Origin of the sequence: Paenibacillus sp. EPM92 (assembly GCF_016586185.1) — a bacterium.
GTDB lineage: Bacteria > Bacillota > Bacilli > Paenibacillales > NBRC-103111 > Paenibacillus_G > Paenibacillus_G validus.
On the sequence record NZ_BCPS01000004.1, the window covers coordinates 39,320 to 54,250 of the forward strand.

Consider the following 14,931-nt stretch of genomic DNA (forward strand, 5'->3'; position numbering starts at 1 on the left):
GGGAATACTCAAGGTGGAGATACCGGAAAGACAACGGTTTATAAAACACTCTGTTTACAGAGCAGAACTGAGGTAATAATTTGATTATGCTTTCACTTTTATAAAAATATTGAGTGGCTTATAAAAACATTGAGTAGGGTGCTAAAAACATCGTGTAGCGTTCTAAAAGTGATTGGATTGTACGAATCAAAACTACAGCAATAATTTGGCATGACTTAGAGTTTGATAAAAACATTGAGTGCGTTATAACAAATGTTGAGTGCATTATAAAAAACATCGAGTAACGTTATAAAGAAAGTTGAGTGATTTCTAACGAAGATTGAATGATGTTATATAGAAAGTTGAACAGCGATATAAAAATATTGAGTGCCTACTAAAAGAGCTCCTTCCGTTCCTCTAAACTAAGCTGTTCATGCTTGAACCGCATAGACCCCTCATCCCCCACTCAGCTGAAATAATTACTGCATATGAATTAAGCGATACCTACACTCCCATCCGTACTCTCATTATTAAATGAAGAAAATGACAATATAGATTGATCTCACAATTAAAGTATCACTGCGGGATTGGATAACTGCGGAAAATTACTGAGATTAGATTCTATTAATAGCGATAGGCTGATTTCTTGCCGGATCTCGGGTTAAAATAAAGAGCAGAAAAGCAGATCGGAACCCTGAAGCCGGAAACAGAGGTAAATCAATATGTACAACGGCTTCACTATGTTTTTGGATTTTGATGGGAGTCATGTTAACCTGCTTTTTCACTGTTACCTCGAACAACAGAGGGTTAGCATTTGATCCTGTATGTGTCGATAACCTGATACGGATAATCAATCAAATAAAGCTAAAGTACGGCAAAATTAACATAATCGTGACTAACATTTGACGATTCGATCTGGACGATGATGCCATTATTGACCTTGTCCGAATCCGAAATAGCCGAATTTGACATGAAGTTAAGCAAAATCTAAGGCATCGCTCAATAAATAAAGCGCAGTATCAATTATTCTGATACCACGCTTTAGGTTGTCTCTCCAATCATTACCTTAACCCCAATTCACCTGTAGGTTACTCAAACTTCTATCGGTTGAACTCCAGCTCCAAAAATCTGTTGAAGTACTCTCACAACAAGACGAGAGAACTCAGCTTTCTTCTCATCTAAAATAGGCTTCATGACCCAATAATGCTCTTTATTCTCCTCAACAGTGCACAGTTCTAAGTTTTCAGGACGATTATCATGCTTGTTTAAATTTCGATGGTTAATAACCAAAGTATGGTCTTCTTCAACTGCATCTAGTGCATCTTGACCAAAATATAATACCGCGATTAATTGATGATCCTTAATATAGATAGGATCTCCTCTAAAAGCATTGGCTCTCCATTCAATTCCAAGACGATGTGTTCTACTTAATCTTGGGCTGCTTTCCATCAACCACACAGTTTTGGTCGGGTAAAAGAACTCCCCGTCATATACCATTTTTGTTTCCCCTGTTAAATGATCAACCAAATAGATTTTATTATCATCGATAACCTTCCTATATTTTCTATTATCAAAGTAATAAACTTTACCGTCAGCATAATTAACAAATATTTCGTATTCGTCAAAATGAGTGTTATAAACTCTATTCATCAACCTTGTCTTACGCTTACCCAGTAACACAAGAGCTTCCTGTTTTTCAGAAAACCCGTCTTTGGATTCAATTACGATACTCTCTTCATCTAATACCGGAGTCCAGTCTTTACGCCAATGTTCCCTAACTTCCCGATCCTCAATGCGAGGAACCTTGATTGTCTCTAGAATATTCATTCCATCTCCACCTTTTATCTTATTTTCAAACCACTTGCTTAATTCTCTCACCAGCATGAATGAAATATTTCCTTCCTAAGTTCGCATATCCGACTTCGATTTGCTCACCTCCTTCAAAGGTTATATTTGGAGCTTCCTCATCCTTCAGTTCTAATACATTACAGAGCTTCTCGTTCCGAAGGATAAACTCCATAAGCCCCTCCTTCCCGTACTCCTTAACAATTTCGCTCACTCGATTAATGTATCTAGCATATCCCGTTTGGAGTGCCTTTTTTATTAGGGTTTTAAGGTTTACGCCATGCTCGACTGCTACTTCATCGTACAATTCTTCGAACTCAGCAATTGCTGCTTCCTCCTCCTCATCTTGAACAAGTTTGTCGATCAAATTATCAACTTCATTCTTCTCCTGTCGTGTCGAACCAGAGTAATGAGATGTATCTGTAACCCCTTTAAATCCTCGTTGCCACTCAGCATTATCAATAAAATTATCTTCACGACTCCATTTTGCGAAGTTCGTATTTTCCTCACACCTTACTGCAAACCCTTCAACATTGACATAATCACCAGCAACTCTTCCTTCGAGGTAAGCGAAAATGACTTCACTCTGCCATTCCTTACCTCGAGATGAGTACTTTCCTTTTTGAGAGCCTAGTGCAACCCTAGTTGCATCGAATACTTCTTCGTCAGTCTTATTTATTGAAAAACTTATCACCCCTAACATCTCCCTTCCCACTCTAAAAGGCTCTATCTCTTAGGATTCAAACAGCCTGACCAGCTCGTAAAACTTCGGCTTATTTAGCTTCAACTTGCTGGCGGCACTATCAGCCTTAATGTTCTTATTACGATATTCGAGGTAGACCTCATAGAAGTTATCCGCGAATTTCTTCGCAGGGCGACCAATCTTTTTCTTCTGGCTATCTTTTTGCTGAATGTATCCTTGTAAGTAGCTAAGTGCCTCAAACCCCTCATCACTCAATAGCGGTTGACCGTCACTTTCGTCAATCAGTTGTACTTCAACAGCCATTTCTTTCATACTACCGAGAAACGAGCATAATTCGGATACGTCATTGTATGGGAGATTGCTCAACCCCTGAAGCACGATCACGTCTCCCGCAGATATCTCGGACAACAACTTCGCGAATACCTCGCCCTCAGAATTGGACTTGTCGGATTCATCAAGCAGATCGACAGCAATCTTGTCCACGTTCGCTGTTACTTGAAAAACTTCAATATCCTTGATACGTCTCGCCTGAATATAACCAACCTTCATTTTGGAAACCCTCCTACAGTTCAATACTTCCAAATTGGGTATTTGTCTTTTTTCCTGAGATAGAAGCGAACACCCCTCATGATGACATACCAATCGGAATCCAACTCAAGGGAACAAGGCATTGGAACGCCACCGATTGTTAATTGAAAGCTATACCCACAATGAAGATCGAAGCGACTACCATCTTCTTCGATATACCAACAGTCTTTGTCGGTATCGAAACACAGGTTGCATTACTTTTCAAAAACTCACCTCCTCTCATCCGAGTGTGTTTTTAAGCAGGTCATTGATTACTCTAGCAATCAACAAAACAAGATTGTCATAATACCAAGGAACCCTGCCATCGAAATCAGACCAACGCCAGCACCCATTCTGCGAAGTCTTGGAGCCTCTTCGTCCATTCCAACCAGAAGCAGGTTAAAGCTTGGAATCATAATGATAAAAGTCAATAGCTTCAAAAACTCCATTCCCATTGCAATCATCCTCCCCGTAATAATTATATTTTTATACCTAAAAAGTAAATATATGTTATTTAGGTTGTGTCTATAATAGCTCTGATAGCCCTTTTAGTCAAGCGAATTAACAGTTTATTTTGACAATTTTACAGAACTTTTTTCATCCCCAACAAGCCCTTAGGCGACCGACCATCGACCGAGAAGCGACCACCGAGCGAGACAAGCCGTACGCCGCCTGAGTACGATTTTACGGGGCAGAGTGATGGGACAATAGCCCTAAGCGGAGAACGGAGAGCAGAGGGCAAATATGGAGGGAAGAGCGAAAGGCGAGCGAAAGACGAACAAGAAGCGAACAGAGCGGGAACCCCTTGAGGCAGCGAAGCCGACCGAGAAAAGGGGGCGGCTACCATGAAGGAAAAAATGGGAGTTTAGCCTGTGACGGTCAATTCAGTATCAGTTCACTTGTGGTTAACTCTCAAAATTCAGTTCGTCTTAAACAGTTAGGATCATCTTCGTTCTGCTGATCGACCAGCTTACTCCTTGAGTCGGCAATCTCTACTTAAGACATCCCGATTCATTACGAAATGTCAATCAAAATTACGCTCCAAGGCAACCCCTACTTGGAGAAGTGTGTTTTAAGAACCTACTAAAGTCATGTATCGTGAACTGTCGGGTACTGTATTGGCGAGAAGTGTGTTTTAACAGGGGATTAGTGACAACATGCTGTCACTAAGATCGAAAATTAGCGTCTCATCCATTACCAAATCGCCCTGGAGGACTTCAACGAACTTTTAGGTGTTTTTATAAAACCGCTGCTTTCGTTCTAAAAGCTGCAGAGATGCTTGAGCCAGTTGAACCTTGATCTTCCATCCACCGATTGAAGCCAACTGCCTTGGAAAGAACAGGATCGAACCCTTTAAAATCAAGCAGGATGAAGCCAGCGCTGACAATTAACCTGAGCCGACAAGAGAACGAGCGATATGAGCCGCCTGTTTGCCGATTTGTGCCGCTATACAGGGCGGGGTAGCCCTATGACAGCCTGAAGCCATTAGGAGGACGGTGTTCAAGCCGTGTTGAAACGGGAGAGCAATCCCAATTTTTTTATGTAAATTTGCCGATTACGCAAATGCGAGCTGAGCGTACTCCTGATGGCAAATCTTAACCTTCATTTTTCGACAAATATCTACATGCACTTCGACAAAACAAGGGGATCTACCGCTAATGTGTGCTTTTACCCCCTGCTTGGACAGGATTGCGACTATAAGCTGTTATTGCGAGTCCGTGAATACCTGCAGTTGTGTTCTTTATTAGATGATTGTAGATTCTCTGATCATGCTGACGTCCTCCAGAGTGTGCTTTATGCGATGCTTAGTTAACCCATAGGTCGAGTAGTTATCAAAATAAAAGACCCCAACTCGGGAGAAAAAAGAACCGAATTGGGGATCATCGTTCATAAACCCTCTTTACTGTGATTGGAAACTCTCAAAGGGCTTCGAACCCTACATCATTTCTTCTGCCGCTTCATACGTTCAGCAACGATCAGGGCGTGCATCTCGGGTGAAAACGGAAAGTTGCAGTAAATATATTCGTCTTTAAACTTCGCATCCAAATTTTTACTGTTTGCCGAAGAAACGTGCTTACTCATTAGGAATACCTTGTGCCAGCGATTAGGGTACTTCTCGATTAAATAATCGTAGGTAGGGCTTTGATAACCACAGATGATTACGCGAGACTGGCAATTCTCAATTCCCCCTCGGAAACAAAGATGCTCTTGCTCTGACCAAGAGTAGGAATAATGCTTTTTCGTCAGACACTCTTCAACTACGTACGGACAATCGCAATAAATCAGAGTACGCTTAGGATCATAACCATTCTGTCTGTTCTCGACCTCGTGGATTAATTCGTTACAATCCATCCGAAAGGCTTGCAACCCCTTTAGGATGTGATTGAACTTGGGTAACTCTAAGATTTCTTCGTAATACCTTTTTCTACGCTCTACCGCTAATTTCCAGTTAAACGACTTAAGGTTGGCTGCGTAGCTCATCTTTGCGGTGATATACATATTCGAAGCTGCAATAATTGGGTCTGATAGCTCGTCAAAGCTACCTTTGCGTACTAAGGCATCATCAGCAACTCGTGCTTTTTGAGCTGCCTTAAATACGTACTCGGTGTAACTCCTCCCGTGTAAGAGACGCATCAGCTGCTTAGTCTGAATCTCGTCTCTTAGGACATGGAAAAGGCAAGCAACAGAGTAGTCGAGATCTGAGAATACTCTACGCTGGTAAATCGACCTATTTGGATCTAAGTTCGTCAACACCCTGCAGGCTCCGCCTGTAGCGGTGATGAATGTGTCGAGGTTATACTCTCGACCCGCCCATTCAATAAGTGGTACTAAAAAAGGCACAAGAGAATGTTTCCCGCCGGTGTAGCTGATTATTGAGAAGATCTTGCCTCTATTTAAGGCATTCCAAGAAATCGGATGATTATTGGGGTTGAATGGAGGGGCAAGAAGCCCCTCCAAAATATCCATACCCCCACACAAAGCGATATTAGCGATTACCATTCTCGAGTCCCTCCTCCTTCATGTACTCATCCCATGCTTTATACAGCTTCTCGCTTTTTACCACGTAGAAGCGGTCAAATTTGTTATTTTCGTTTAGCCCAGTAATCTTCTCGTTCAAGCGCTTCTCCTCGGTGCGCTTGATCAACTTATTTGCCTTTTTCCAACCGTCTAGGATGAGGTTCAAGGTAGGGTTATTCGCTTGGCGGTTAACCGAATCGTCCTCTCCCCCACAAAACAGATTAATCAACAATTCACGATGAACCCCAACCGCATGATCTCCGTACTTTTTCTTTAATTGCAGGGTGTCCAACAGAATACCATGATGCTTATCAGCATCGTAATTTTGTAACTGCATTGAAGCGAAGTATTCCGGTTCAGCAATCATCGCTTGCTCTAAGCTTTGGAATCGCTTCAAAGCTGAATTGGTTCCCAGTGTACTCGAAAGCAACTCGTCTAGGACTTCCTCGTCCAGAACTTTGTAATCTCTCCGCTTTTGTAATTCGATCATGTAGGCAAGGACACAACTGATTATATCTTCGTGGGCTCCTAAGGTAATTGGCGCCAGTCTATCGATCAATTGATTCACCATCTTCGGATCTTTCTTCGCCTCATGAATTAGGAATGCCTCGGAACGTTCAACAGGAGCGTCTTTTACATAAAGAACCCCTACAAAAACTCCACTCGGGTGATTATGGTTCAGGCTGATACCAAATACGATCTCAACATCGAAGAACAGATCAAACATCTCCTTGTAACTGGTAAGCTCTGCCTCACTAGCCAATACATGCGGCGGACGCTTAAGCAGATCTTTGTAAGCGAAGCTAACTGGTGACTTATTGGCGATGGCGAGGGATGGGTGCTTCTCCTGTTCGTTTGCTTGATTTTCCAGATTGTTTGCTTGATTTTCCAGATTGTTTGTCATTGCTAATTCCTCCTTGGTTTTTGTGATTACATAGAGGAATAAGCAATCTCTTACCGCAGATCAGTAAGTTGAAAAATCAAGCCCTCTCGAAGCAAACCAAGCCTTGTTGGTGAATAAATACCCCTATCCAAATGGAAAAGACCATTCTTCTGAACGCAATGACCATATTCAAAATATCTGTAACCCCTTTAAACACAAAAAGACCGTTACCAGATCTGCAACAGCCTCCTGATTTAAAAACAGGCTCTTCTTCTATCAACTCCAAAAGATGAACCTATGCAAATCCATCTGAGCGAGATATACCGACTTGTTGATTCGAGCAACATCCCAGATCATAAAGCCTCACTCATTCAAACAGGCTCGAACCAAAGACAAGAACAAATACCTTGGTTTGAGGTCTTTGTGGTCCGAGTGGGAAATTTCAATGTCGGATGATTAGCGAATGACGACTGTTGGAGCAAACTGGAGGGACGCACTCAGATAATCACCCATTTCATCAATCGTCTGATTGATCTGCAGTAACCGAAGAAAAATGTTGCTGATTGTTTATGTTCAAAATTGTTCAGACTTCTTCCTTCTTAAGTGAATTGGCTTAATTTTTAGGTGCATAAAGTGAATTTATGTCATCATAAGAAAAAGAAGTGCCGCAGCACTTCCCTATAACCCCATTTCGCTATTATCGGTAGGTACAAATAGTACTCTTGAAAACCTAGTGTACTTCCGCACGATTCCATAAACCTCAACGTGAGGACTGTACATTTCGACTTGAAGCTCGCCAAACAACTCTTGCATACCGTAGATGGCAATTTCGACCGGAGCATGCTTCTCGGCAAACATGAACTCGATCTCCAAGAACATTTGCTCGATCAACTTCATAACTGATTCGTCGAAGTCCCAAGGTGGCGGGTCAGTAAAATACCCATCCAACTTTTCTTGGTCGGTTAGACTCGGAATCACCGGCTTCGACCAAGGGAAGCGAGTGTGTAGATCGGATTCAGTTATACTGGACATGACATCAACCCCTTTTGATGAAATACCTGAAAAATTGGTTGTGTCGTACTATACCGTACATTGAAACATCATCGCAAGAAAAGAAGGTGCCGATTTTTACGACACCTTCTTTTCAGGAAAGCTATATCCGATTCAATACCAAAGCCTTAATGCAACCCCTTAAGAAGCATTACTGGCTGGAGAAGGAATCAAGCACCGATGCGTTACCGACTACGTATTGTGTGGACTTCTTCACGCCGAATTCGCCCTTCGAGGAATCGGCAATCATTTCAGCTTTACCGACCTTGTATTGGAGCAAAGTATTGCCGAGTGCCCCTTTAGAGAACAACTGGTTTTTGTCCATCTGAACTTCCAGACCTGGAATTTCCATCGGGAGCTTGTCGGCTGTCATGTAGGATGGCAAGTCGAAAGTTGTGATGTACTCTCTGACGACCAAGCTCGTAGAGTCCTCGTTGTAGAACCCCTTGCCGACTGTCAGATCGTTCGAACCTCTTACCATATTACCAAGAGTCGCTACGATATCCTCGCCCAGCTTAGCTCCAGTGCCACGCTCAAATACATTAAAGACGTTGTCATCACTGAGGATATGCATACGAGTGAGGGCTTCCTTCAACTCGGATGGCAGGCTGTCCAAGTTGCGATTGTCATTGACCCCGATTAACTTACCGCCGCGCACTTCCAACAGGTATGTTTTCACCGATTCATCGGACTGCTCGGCTACAACTTTTCCTTGCTTGCCACCATACTCTTTACCGTCAATCACCAGCTTACCATCAGCGTCCAGAGTCGCCCCCCACTTACCAGTTGTCTCGTCCTTGGATGCATACTTGGAAAGGAAAGCTTCATTGATGGCATCGGTCGAATAGGAGTTGCTTGGATTCCAATCGGACTTAAAAGCATTGTTACCAATGTCCAAGGCGAATGTCTTCAGTTCGAGTTGCCCCTTAACCTCGAAGTTGGTGGTTACCGCGCTACCCTTGTACAGAACCTCTTTATCAGCGGCATTCAAACTCTTCGCTAATTGCTTAGCATTCGAATCAGTCGCTACCGACATGCCCGTTACGGTCGGTAGTACATCGACATTGACGAATTGTGCTACGTTGTACGAGACAGGCTTGATCGGACGAAGCTTATCACCAGCAACAAAAGCGACACTCGTGTTGCCTGACTGATCATCATATGCCATCAGAACTTCTGGATTGACATTCAAGGTGTCATTGCTTTGATTGGTCTCCCAATACTTGCCGTTGACTGACTCCGAAGCATTTTCAATTGTCTTCGGCGCGGCGCTATCTTTCGAGAGATAATTATCGAAACGAATGCTCGTATCGTAGTCGGCTGTTTTGTAATTGCTTGTAGCGTTAGCAGTGCGTGGCTCCCAACCCCAAATTGTCCAACAACCGAACTCATTGCAACTCGAGCCTACCGGAACTCGCTTGTCCTCGGTGTAACGGAATGGATCAACGCCGCTTTTTACCCCATATTGGAGCAAGAAGTCTTTCGTTACCGTAGCTTGACCGTCTGGGGAACCCTTACTGGTACTTTCGATACGGTTATCGAATAGGGCGATGTTGTTTACCCATGATGCAAATTTATTATTGCTGATCGAGCCGTTGTCCTTGATAGCCAACAAATCTCCGGCAAGGTTGAACTTGGCTGACGTGTTATACGGCGAGAAGCTGCGATATGGTGTGTCATCGAACAGTTTTGCTCGGCTGATCGCCCAAGGCGCTTTGCTCAAATCAGGATTGAGCAAGCTAAAGGTTACCCCTGTAGGCGAGATACTCGGATTACGAAACGTCTCAATCGGAAGACTCAGGTTAAATGTAGCTGGTGTTTTAGCCGATGGCGAGATATCATTCCAATACTTCGACAGTCGCCATTGCGGGACTTCAAGGTTGGTCTCGACCTTCTCATTGTTCGGATCATCTTCTCTCGCTTGAACAAACAGAGTAACTTGGGCATTCGAGAATTTACCAGTGCCTTCGTATTTGTTTTCAATCGAAGATGATCCCGAAGATGCGTCTCCACCCAAATACTTGTTCATTTCAAGCGGCAAAGGAGTATCATACCCCAAACGGATTTCCCATGTACTCGAATTACTATCAACAGGAACAGGGATGACTCCATCTTCACCAATAACATCTTTCGTTAACTGCAACTTATTGATATTCTCTTCATCCTTGATATCAACAAGCGTGAAGGTCGCATTCTCGTTAGGGACAAGATCGTAGGTCTTCCCATCATGTTCGACCGACATACCCCCAATGATAACCGTATCATCATTAGACTCCAATTCATCCAAATACTTCTCGCTTTCTTCAACCCAACCGTTGATCGGTACTGTAAATGATTCATTGGTAGGATTACCGACTTTGTCGACCACAGTAACGTTAAGATCAGCTGTAATTGTAGGTTTATTGCCTGTCTCGCCATCACCGTATCCCCATGGTTGGAATCCCCAACCGCCGAATCCGTTTACTTTATAGTCCGATGACATCGGTACGCTGTCGGTTACCGGCTTGAGGGTGCGGGCGTAGTAATCTCGCGCATAGGTGCGGAACGAGAATGGGATATTTCCGTTTTCCTTGTACGGTGACAGGGAACCTTGATCTGCCGAGGTTGCTCCGCCGAGGGAGACAGCTTCGAACTCTTTGTTTGCGGTCAACCCCTGCACGACTTTGTCGGTCGGACGAGCCGATTGACGGGTATTGAGATACCAGTCCGTTGCATCATGCATCGGCATAAAGGCGTAATCTCTGGCTTGTGGATTACCTCCATTTTGAACGGAGATACCGATTATCGTTTGGGCGAAGAAGATCAGTTCGCCTTTCTTGAACTTGTCGCGCATCATCTGTTCAAAAGCAGTATACTCGGCTCCCGCAAGGACACCTTTGAATTTAATTAAGTCGAGATACCCCGAGAACATCAATGAGCCGATAATTTGGGCATCGATCTCACTGTCATCTTTACGCTTGGAAATGTAATCTTCGATCATCGATTTTAGGGAGTCTCCAATTACCACATCGTTACCTTCACCCGATAACGACCTGTTCGGGTCATTCGGGTCTATGTTGAAAAGAACATCTGCAATAACCTCCTTGAAGTAGTTAATATCGCTATCCGAATTACTTCTGGTAAGGTCAGCATACTCTAAGGTGCGCTTCATCAGGTCGTCTCGGCTGTTTTCCGCTTGGATGCCTGGGTAGAGTGGGTTACTGCCGTAAAGCGTTCTTACCCCTTGACCACGCTCAAAGGTGATTAAGCCCGAACGTTGCTTTCTCCATAAGGTGTCCGATACCTGGCTTGGTGCCATGTAGAACATGAGTCTCTCATAGTCAAACTTGAAGGGATCTTCGAGATCGGATACCCCTGCAGGAGCGGATAAGACCATCTCGCCATTGGACTTTACCTTGTTTGGAATGAAACCGAACTGAAGTACGGCAATCTTGTCGCTGACTTGGAATGATCCTGCAGGAGTCCTTGAAGTTGCATTACCTGTTGCGGGTCCAGTTCCTCCTACGTTCGCATCGGAGCCAGCGGCTGAAGCTAATGTTGGTGCAATTGTCGAGAAAAGGGAAGCTACGAGTGTGAATGCTAATAATAGACTCATCAACTTTGTTGTAGGTGCCGATTTTTTGCTTGTCTTCTTACTCTTACTGTTCAAGTACATCACCCCAAAGAATAATGAAAGCAGTATTGCCACCCCAAGTAAGATTACCAAATAGACTATTGGATCGCCGGTATGCGGTGTGCTTGCTGAGCCACCGAATACGACTCCTGCTCCCAAGATGAGTCGGGTGGTCGGGGAGTTGGCATCGATGGCTACGGTCTCAACTCTTCCTGTATCATTGTCCTTGATCATGAAGGACTCGCCTGGCGTTACGGCGAATATCTGTGGGTTTGTTCCCTTGTACTGCTTGTCAGCAACGCTATGGACGTTGATTACTGAGAAGCTGTAAGGCTTGCCATCCTTACTGATTTCGAGGACATGTTTCGGCTCGATCGTGCCCTTGAAGCCCCCGATACCCCCTTGGACAGAAAAGGCATCCGATTCGAGCGTGATGTCGGTGTACTTGGCGGTCATCTCAAGCTTGTACTGACCGTCAGCTAGACCTTGGATGGTGGTGCTTTCAAGATTAAGAGCGTGAGTGCTTGAGACCCCATTTGCATCTGTAAGGGTAAGGTAGAACTCTGACCATGCTTTACTCAGGTCTGAGTTGGCAACGGTCGAGAGGGATACTGAAATCTTGCTGTCTACAGCGGATTGTTCTGCTGATTTAAAGGCGACTGGCAGGATGGTGGTCGACTTCTGTGTGTTGGTGATGTCTGTTGCCGGTAACTCGATCTCAACTTTACCGTTAGAACCATCTACAGCCATTAACCCCTTTGCAGATACGAGGAACTTCCATGTCAACTTGTCGGTGTCGAGCCAGATCAACCCATTATCGTCGGATGTCGCCTTGAGGGAACCTTTACCCTCTTGGAGCTTAATCTCGACCTCTCTCCCCTTTAATGGTGTACCGGACTCCGATTGTAGGGAAAGACCGATCATCTTCGGGTCGGTTACCATAGATGCTGTCAGCGGGTGGAGCTTGGTTGCGGTCAGGTCTTGGAAAGATTGTTCGTCGTTGTCGCCCTCGTAATAAGTGAACTGGTCGATGGTAAACTTATGGTGGGTGTTCGGCTTGAGATGGATGCCATTGAAGTCCAGCTGCTCAATGATGCTGTCCGTCTTTCTAAGGATTAAGGCAAGTTCGTCTCCGAGCTTATACCCCGGATGATTGAAGATCATGCTGTACTTGCCGTTGGCGAAATTCTGGCTATTACCTGTGGCAGAACTGATCTTGCTGTTGGTCTGGACATCCCAAAGATCTAGGGTGAACTCGGGGATGTAGGTGCTGCTCTGGTCGGTCGGGTAGTAGATGTCTACATACAGACCGTCCGTTATCACTCGCTGACTGTTGTCCGTCAACTGCTCGGGTTGAGTGGGTAGACTGGACTGGCTGGTCGGAGTGGGATTGGCTGCTCCTTCTGTCGGTGGCTCAGCGGCGAAGGCTGATGCCGAGAACAGCGAAAAACTTAGTGCTAGTGAAGCCATGATGATAGATAACTTCCTCATGCGTTTTCTCCTCCTCAATTAATTGCTTGAGATACCTTGATGGATGGCATTCCAACTTCCTGCTAGTTGTAAAATGGATGGGGATTCAGATCGAAAACGTGAATGAACTCCGCAGGGAATATCGAGGAATAGAAAAAGACGGTGTCGGGTGGACATCGTCTTGATATTATCTGTGTTGTAAGCCACATCACCTTTGCGGAATGAATAGGGCAGATCGGGAAACATCAGAAATTAGGGAGTGATACCCCATGTGAGATCTTAGGGTTGGAATACGCTCTTGCTTTAACAGTTTACCAAGTCCGTTGTTTGTTCTTCTGAATATTAGATATTCCTATCCCTTACAAACTGTATTTCTTCTTTGTTTTAAGGTGCAAAAGTTGAACCATCTCCGAATCAATACTTGAGGAATTAAAAAGACGATGTCGGCTAAGACATCGTCACGATATCGCTGAATATTACTTAAGGGTAGATCCATCGGTAGGTAGAGAGTAAATATATGAGCCGTTCTCCAAAGCCTTCGATACATCCACTATTCGGAATGTCCCTGCTACGCATTCATACCATTTTCCTTCAATCTGGATTAGGACTTCCGCATGATTATTACCAGCAATAATTGCGGTATTATATCCCATCATATCGTAAACAAGGGAAAACACCTGAGCATCACTGTCGCAATCGGTTATGCGCGGCGATGCTGCAAGGGCATCATATGCCGATCTTGGAGAACCATCTCGCGGGTCGGTGGCTCCTTCTTTTAAATCATAAGCAATTGTAGCCAGAGTCCTTACTTTAATAATCTCTTCCTTAGAAACCCCTGCTTTAACCAAATCCCCTAACTGAGCTTCGGCATAATATAGTCCGATATTACGAGCAGATCGATCCTTCTTATTGCCTGACCATCTAGCTCCGTCAAGGTACTCAAGATAATATTCGTGATCACTACCGCCAAAATTCGATTCATCATACCCCTTGAGGGCTTCTTCAACAATACGAATTACGGTATCATATTCGCTCTGACTGCGGCTACCGTAGGTGTGCTTGCCGTACTTCACCTTGATTCCGTTGGCAACCTGGGACTGGACTTCAGCGGAAGTTCCCGCACTGTCGATGTATGCTGCTCGAGTTGCCCCATCCCATTTTACCGCCGCGCCAAGTGCCTCGCTCACGAAGCGGAGCGGAACCATTGTATTGCCGTTAATGGACTGTGCCTTGGCGGTCAATTTTACTGGTTTACCGTTGATTAAGGCTTGGTCGCTGTTCAAAGTCAGGATGACCGTAGTGGTGCCCTTGGTAGCGATGACTGTACGGGTCTCTTCAGACCACGAAATCTTCGCACCTAGCTTTTCAAAAATTGCTCGAAGGGGAACCAGTGTGCTGCCGTTTATGGTGACTGCAGGCTGCGAGAAGGATTGCACTTGACCATTGATGACTACGGTGACTTCATCCTTGGATACGGAAGCGATATGCACCTCAGCTTTTTTATGAACTGGCGGCTGGAGAGCAATATTTTCATTAGCGGTCATTTTCATTTTTGCCTCGATACTTTGTAAGGTGTCGTTGATTGAATTACCTTTATCCATCAAATTCATCAAACCATTCCCGACACCATGTTTCGCAATCGAAAACTTAGCTTCAGATATAGCATCACCCAATCCAAATGTGAACCTATAATCATTATCACTAGTTAATCGGTCATCTATGGATTGCAACTTTTCGGATAAAGCTTTCAGGGTCTCCTTACTCCATCCGATTTCATTTAAAGCTTCAATGGATAACCGTAAA

General features: G+C 44.3%; 10 protein-coding genes. All 10 read right to left on the reverse strand.

The window, feature by feature from the left end; genetic code table 11:
* Positions 1-1,071: 1,071 nt before the first annotated feature.
* On the reverse strand, positions 1,072-1,863 hold the full coding sequence (locus tag JMF85_RS00360; RefSeq protein WP_201317568.1) for an HNH endonuclease: 792 nt from the start codon (positions 1,861-1,863) through the stop codon (positions 1,072-1,074).
* The gene (locus JMF85_RS00365) at positions 1,832-2,518 is read right to left on the reverse strand and encodes a hypothetical protein (RefSeq protein WP_201317569.1); all 687 of its coding nucleotides are present in this window, start codon (positions 2,516-2,518) and stop codon (positions 1,832-1,834) included. The genes JMF85_RS00360 and JMF85_RS00365 overlap by 32 nt, the downstream gene beginning before the upstream one ends.
* Positions 2,519-2,557: 39 nt before the next feature.
* Positions 2,558-3,076: a hypothetical protein gene (locus tag JMF85_RS00370; protein WP_201317570.1), complete on the reverse strand. Its 519-nt coding sequence runs from the start codon at positions 3,074-3,076 to the stop codon at positions 2,558-2,560.
* A gap of 20 nt (positions 3,077-3,096) precedes the next feature.
* A complete protein-coding gene (locus JMF85_RS28590) occupies positions 3,097-3,303 on the reverse strand; it encodes a DUF5348 domain-containing protein (protein ID WP_201317577.1) in 207 nt (68 codons plus the stop codon).
* Between the two features lie 75 nt (positions 3,304-3,378).
* Entirely contained in the window at positions 3,379-3,549 is a 171-nt protein-coding gene (locus JMF85_RS00380) for a hypothetical protein (protein ID WP_201317571.1), read from the reverse strand.
* A 1,486-nt stretch (positions 3,550-5,035) separates the two neighbouring features.
* Entirely contained in the window at positions 5,036-6,094 is a 1,059-nt protein-coding gene (locus tag JMF85_RS00385) for a DNA adenine methylase (protein WP_201317572.1), read from the reverse strand.
* On the reverse strand, positions 6,081-7,016 hold the full coding sequence (locus JMF85_RS00390; RefSeq protein ID WP_201317573.1) for a hypothetical protein: 936 nt from the start codon (positions 7,014-7,016) through the stop codon (positions 6,081-6,083). The genes JMF85_RS00385 and JMF85_RS00390 overlap by 14 nt, the downstream gene beginning before the upstream one ends.
* 657 nt (positions 7,017-7,673) lie before the next feature.
* Entirely contained in the window at positions 7,674-8,027 is a 354-nt protein-coding gene (locus JMF85_RS00395; protein WP_201317574.1) for a hypothetical protein, read from the reverse strand.
* A 169-nt stretch (positions 8,028-8,196) separates the two neighbouring features.
* Complete coding sequence (locus JMF85_RS00400) at positions 8,197-13,149, reverse strand: hypothetical protein (protein ID WP_201317575.1); 4,953 nt, start codon at positions 13,147-13,149, stop codon at positions 8,197-8,199.
* A gap of 455 nt (positions 13,150-13,604) precedes the next feature.
* The coding region (locus JMF85_RS00405) for a stalk domain-containing protein (RefSeq protein WP_201317576.1) at positions 13,605-14,931 on the reverse strand (1,327 nt) is incomplete at its 5' end.

Coding starts and splice junctions, on each gene's coding strand:
- JMF85_RS00360 (WP_201317568.1), bottom strand. CDS start 1,863: ATGCTGGTGAGAGAATTAAGCAAGTGGTTTGAAAATAAGATAAAAGGT.
- JMF85_RS00370 (WP_201317570.1), bottom strand. CDS start 3,076: ATGAAGGTTGGTTATATTCAGGCGAGACGTATCAAGGATATTGAAGTT.
- JMF85_RS00380 (WP_201317571.1), bottom strand. CDS start 3,549: ATGGGAATGGAGTTTTTGAAGCTATTGACTTTTATCATTATGATTCCA.
- JMF85_RS00385 (WP_201317572.1), bottom strand. CDS start 6,094: ATGGTAATCGCTAATATCGCTTTGTGTGGGGGTATGGATATTTTGGAG.
- JMF85_RS00390 (WP_201317573.1), bottom strand. CDS start 7,016: ATGACAAACAATCTGGAAAATCAAGCAAACAATCTGGAAAATCAAGCA.
- JMF85_RS00395 (WP_201317574.1), bottom strand. CDS start 8,027: ATGTCCAGTATAACTGAATCCGATCTACACACTCGCTTCCCTTGGTCG.
- JMF85_RS00400 (WP_201317575.1), bottom strand. CDS start 13,149: ATGAGGAAGTTATCTATCATCATGGCTTCACTAGCACTAAGTTTTTCG.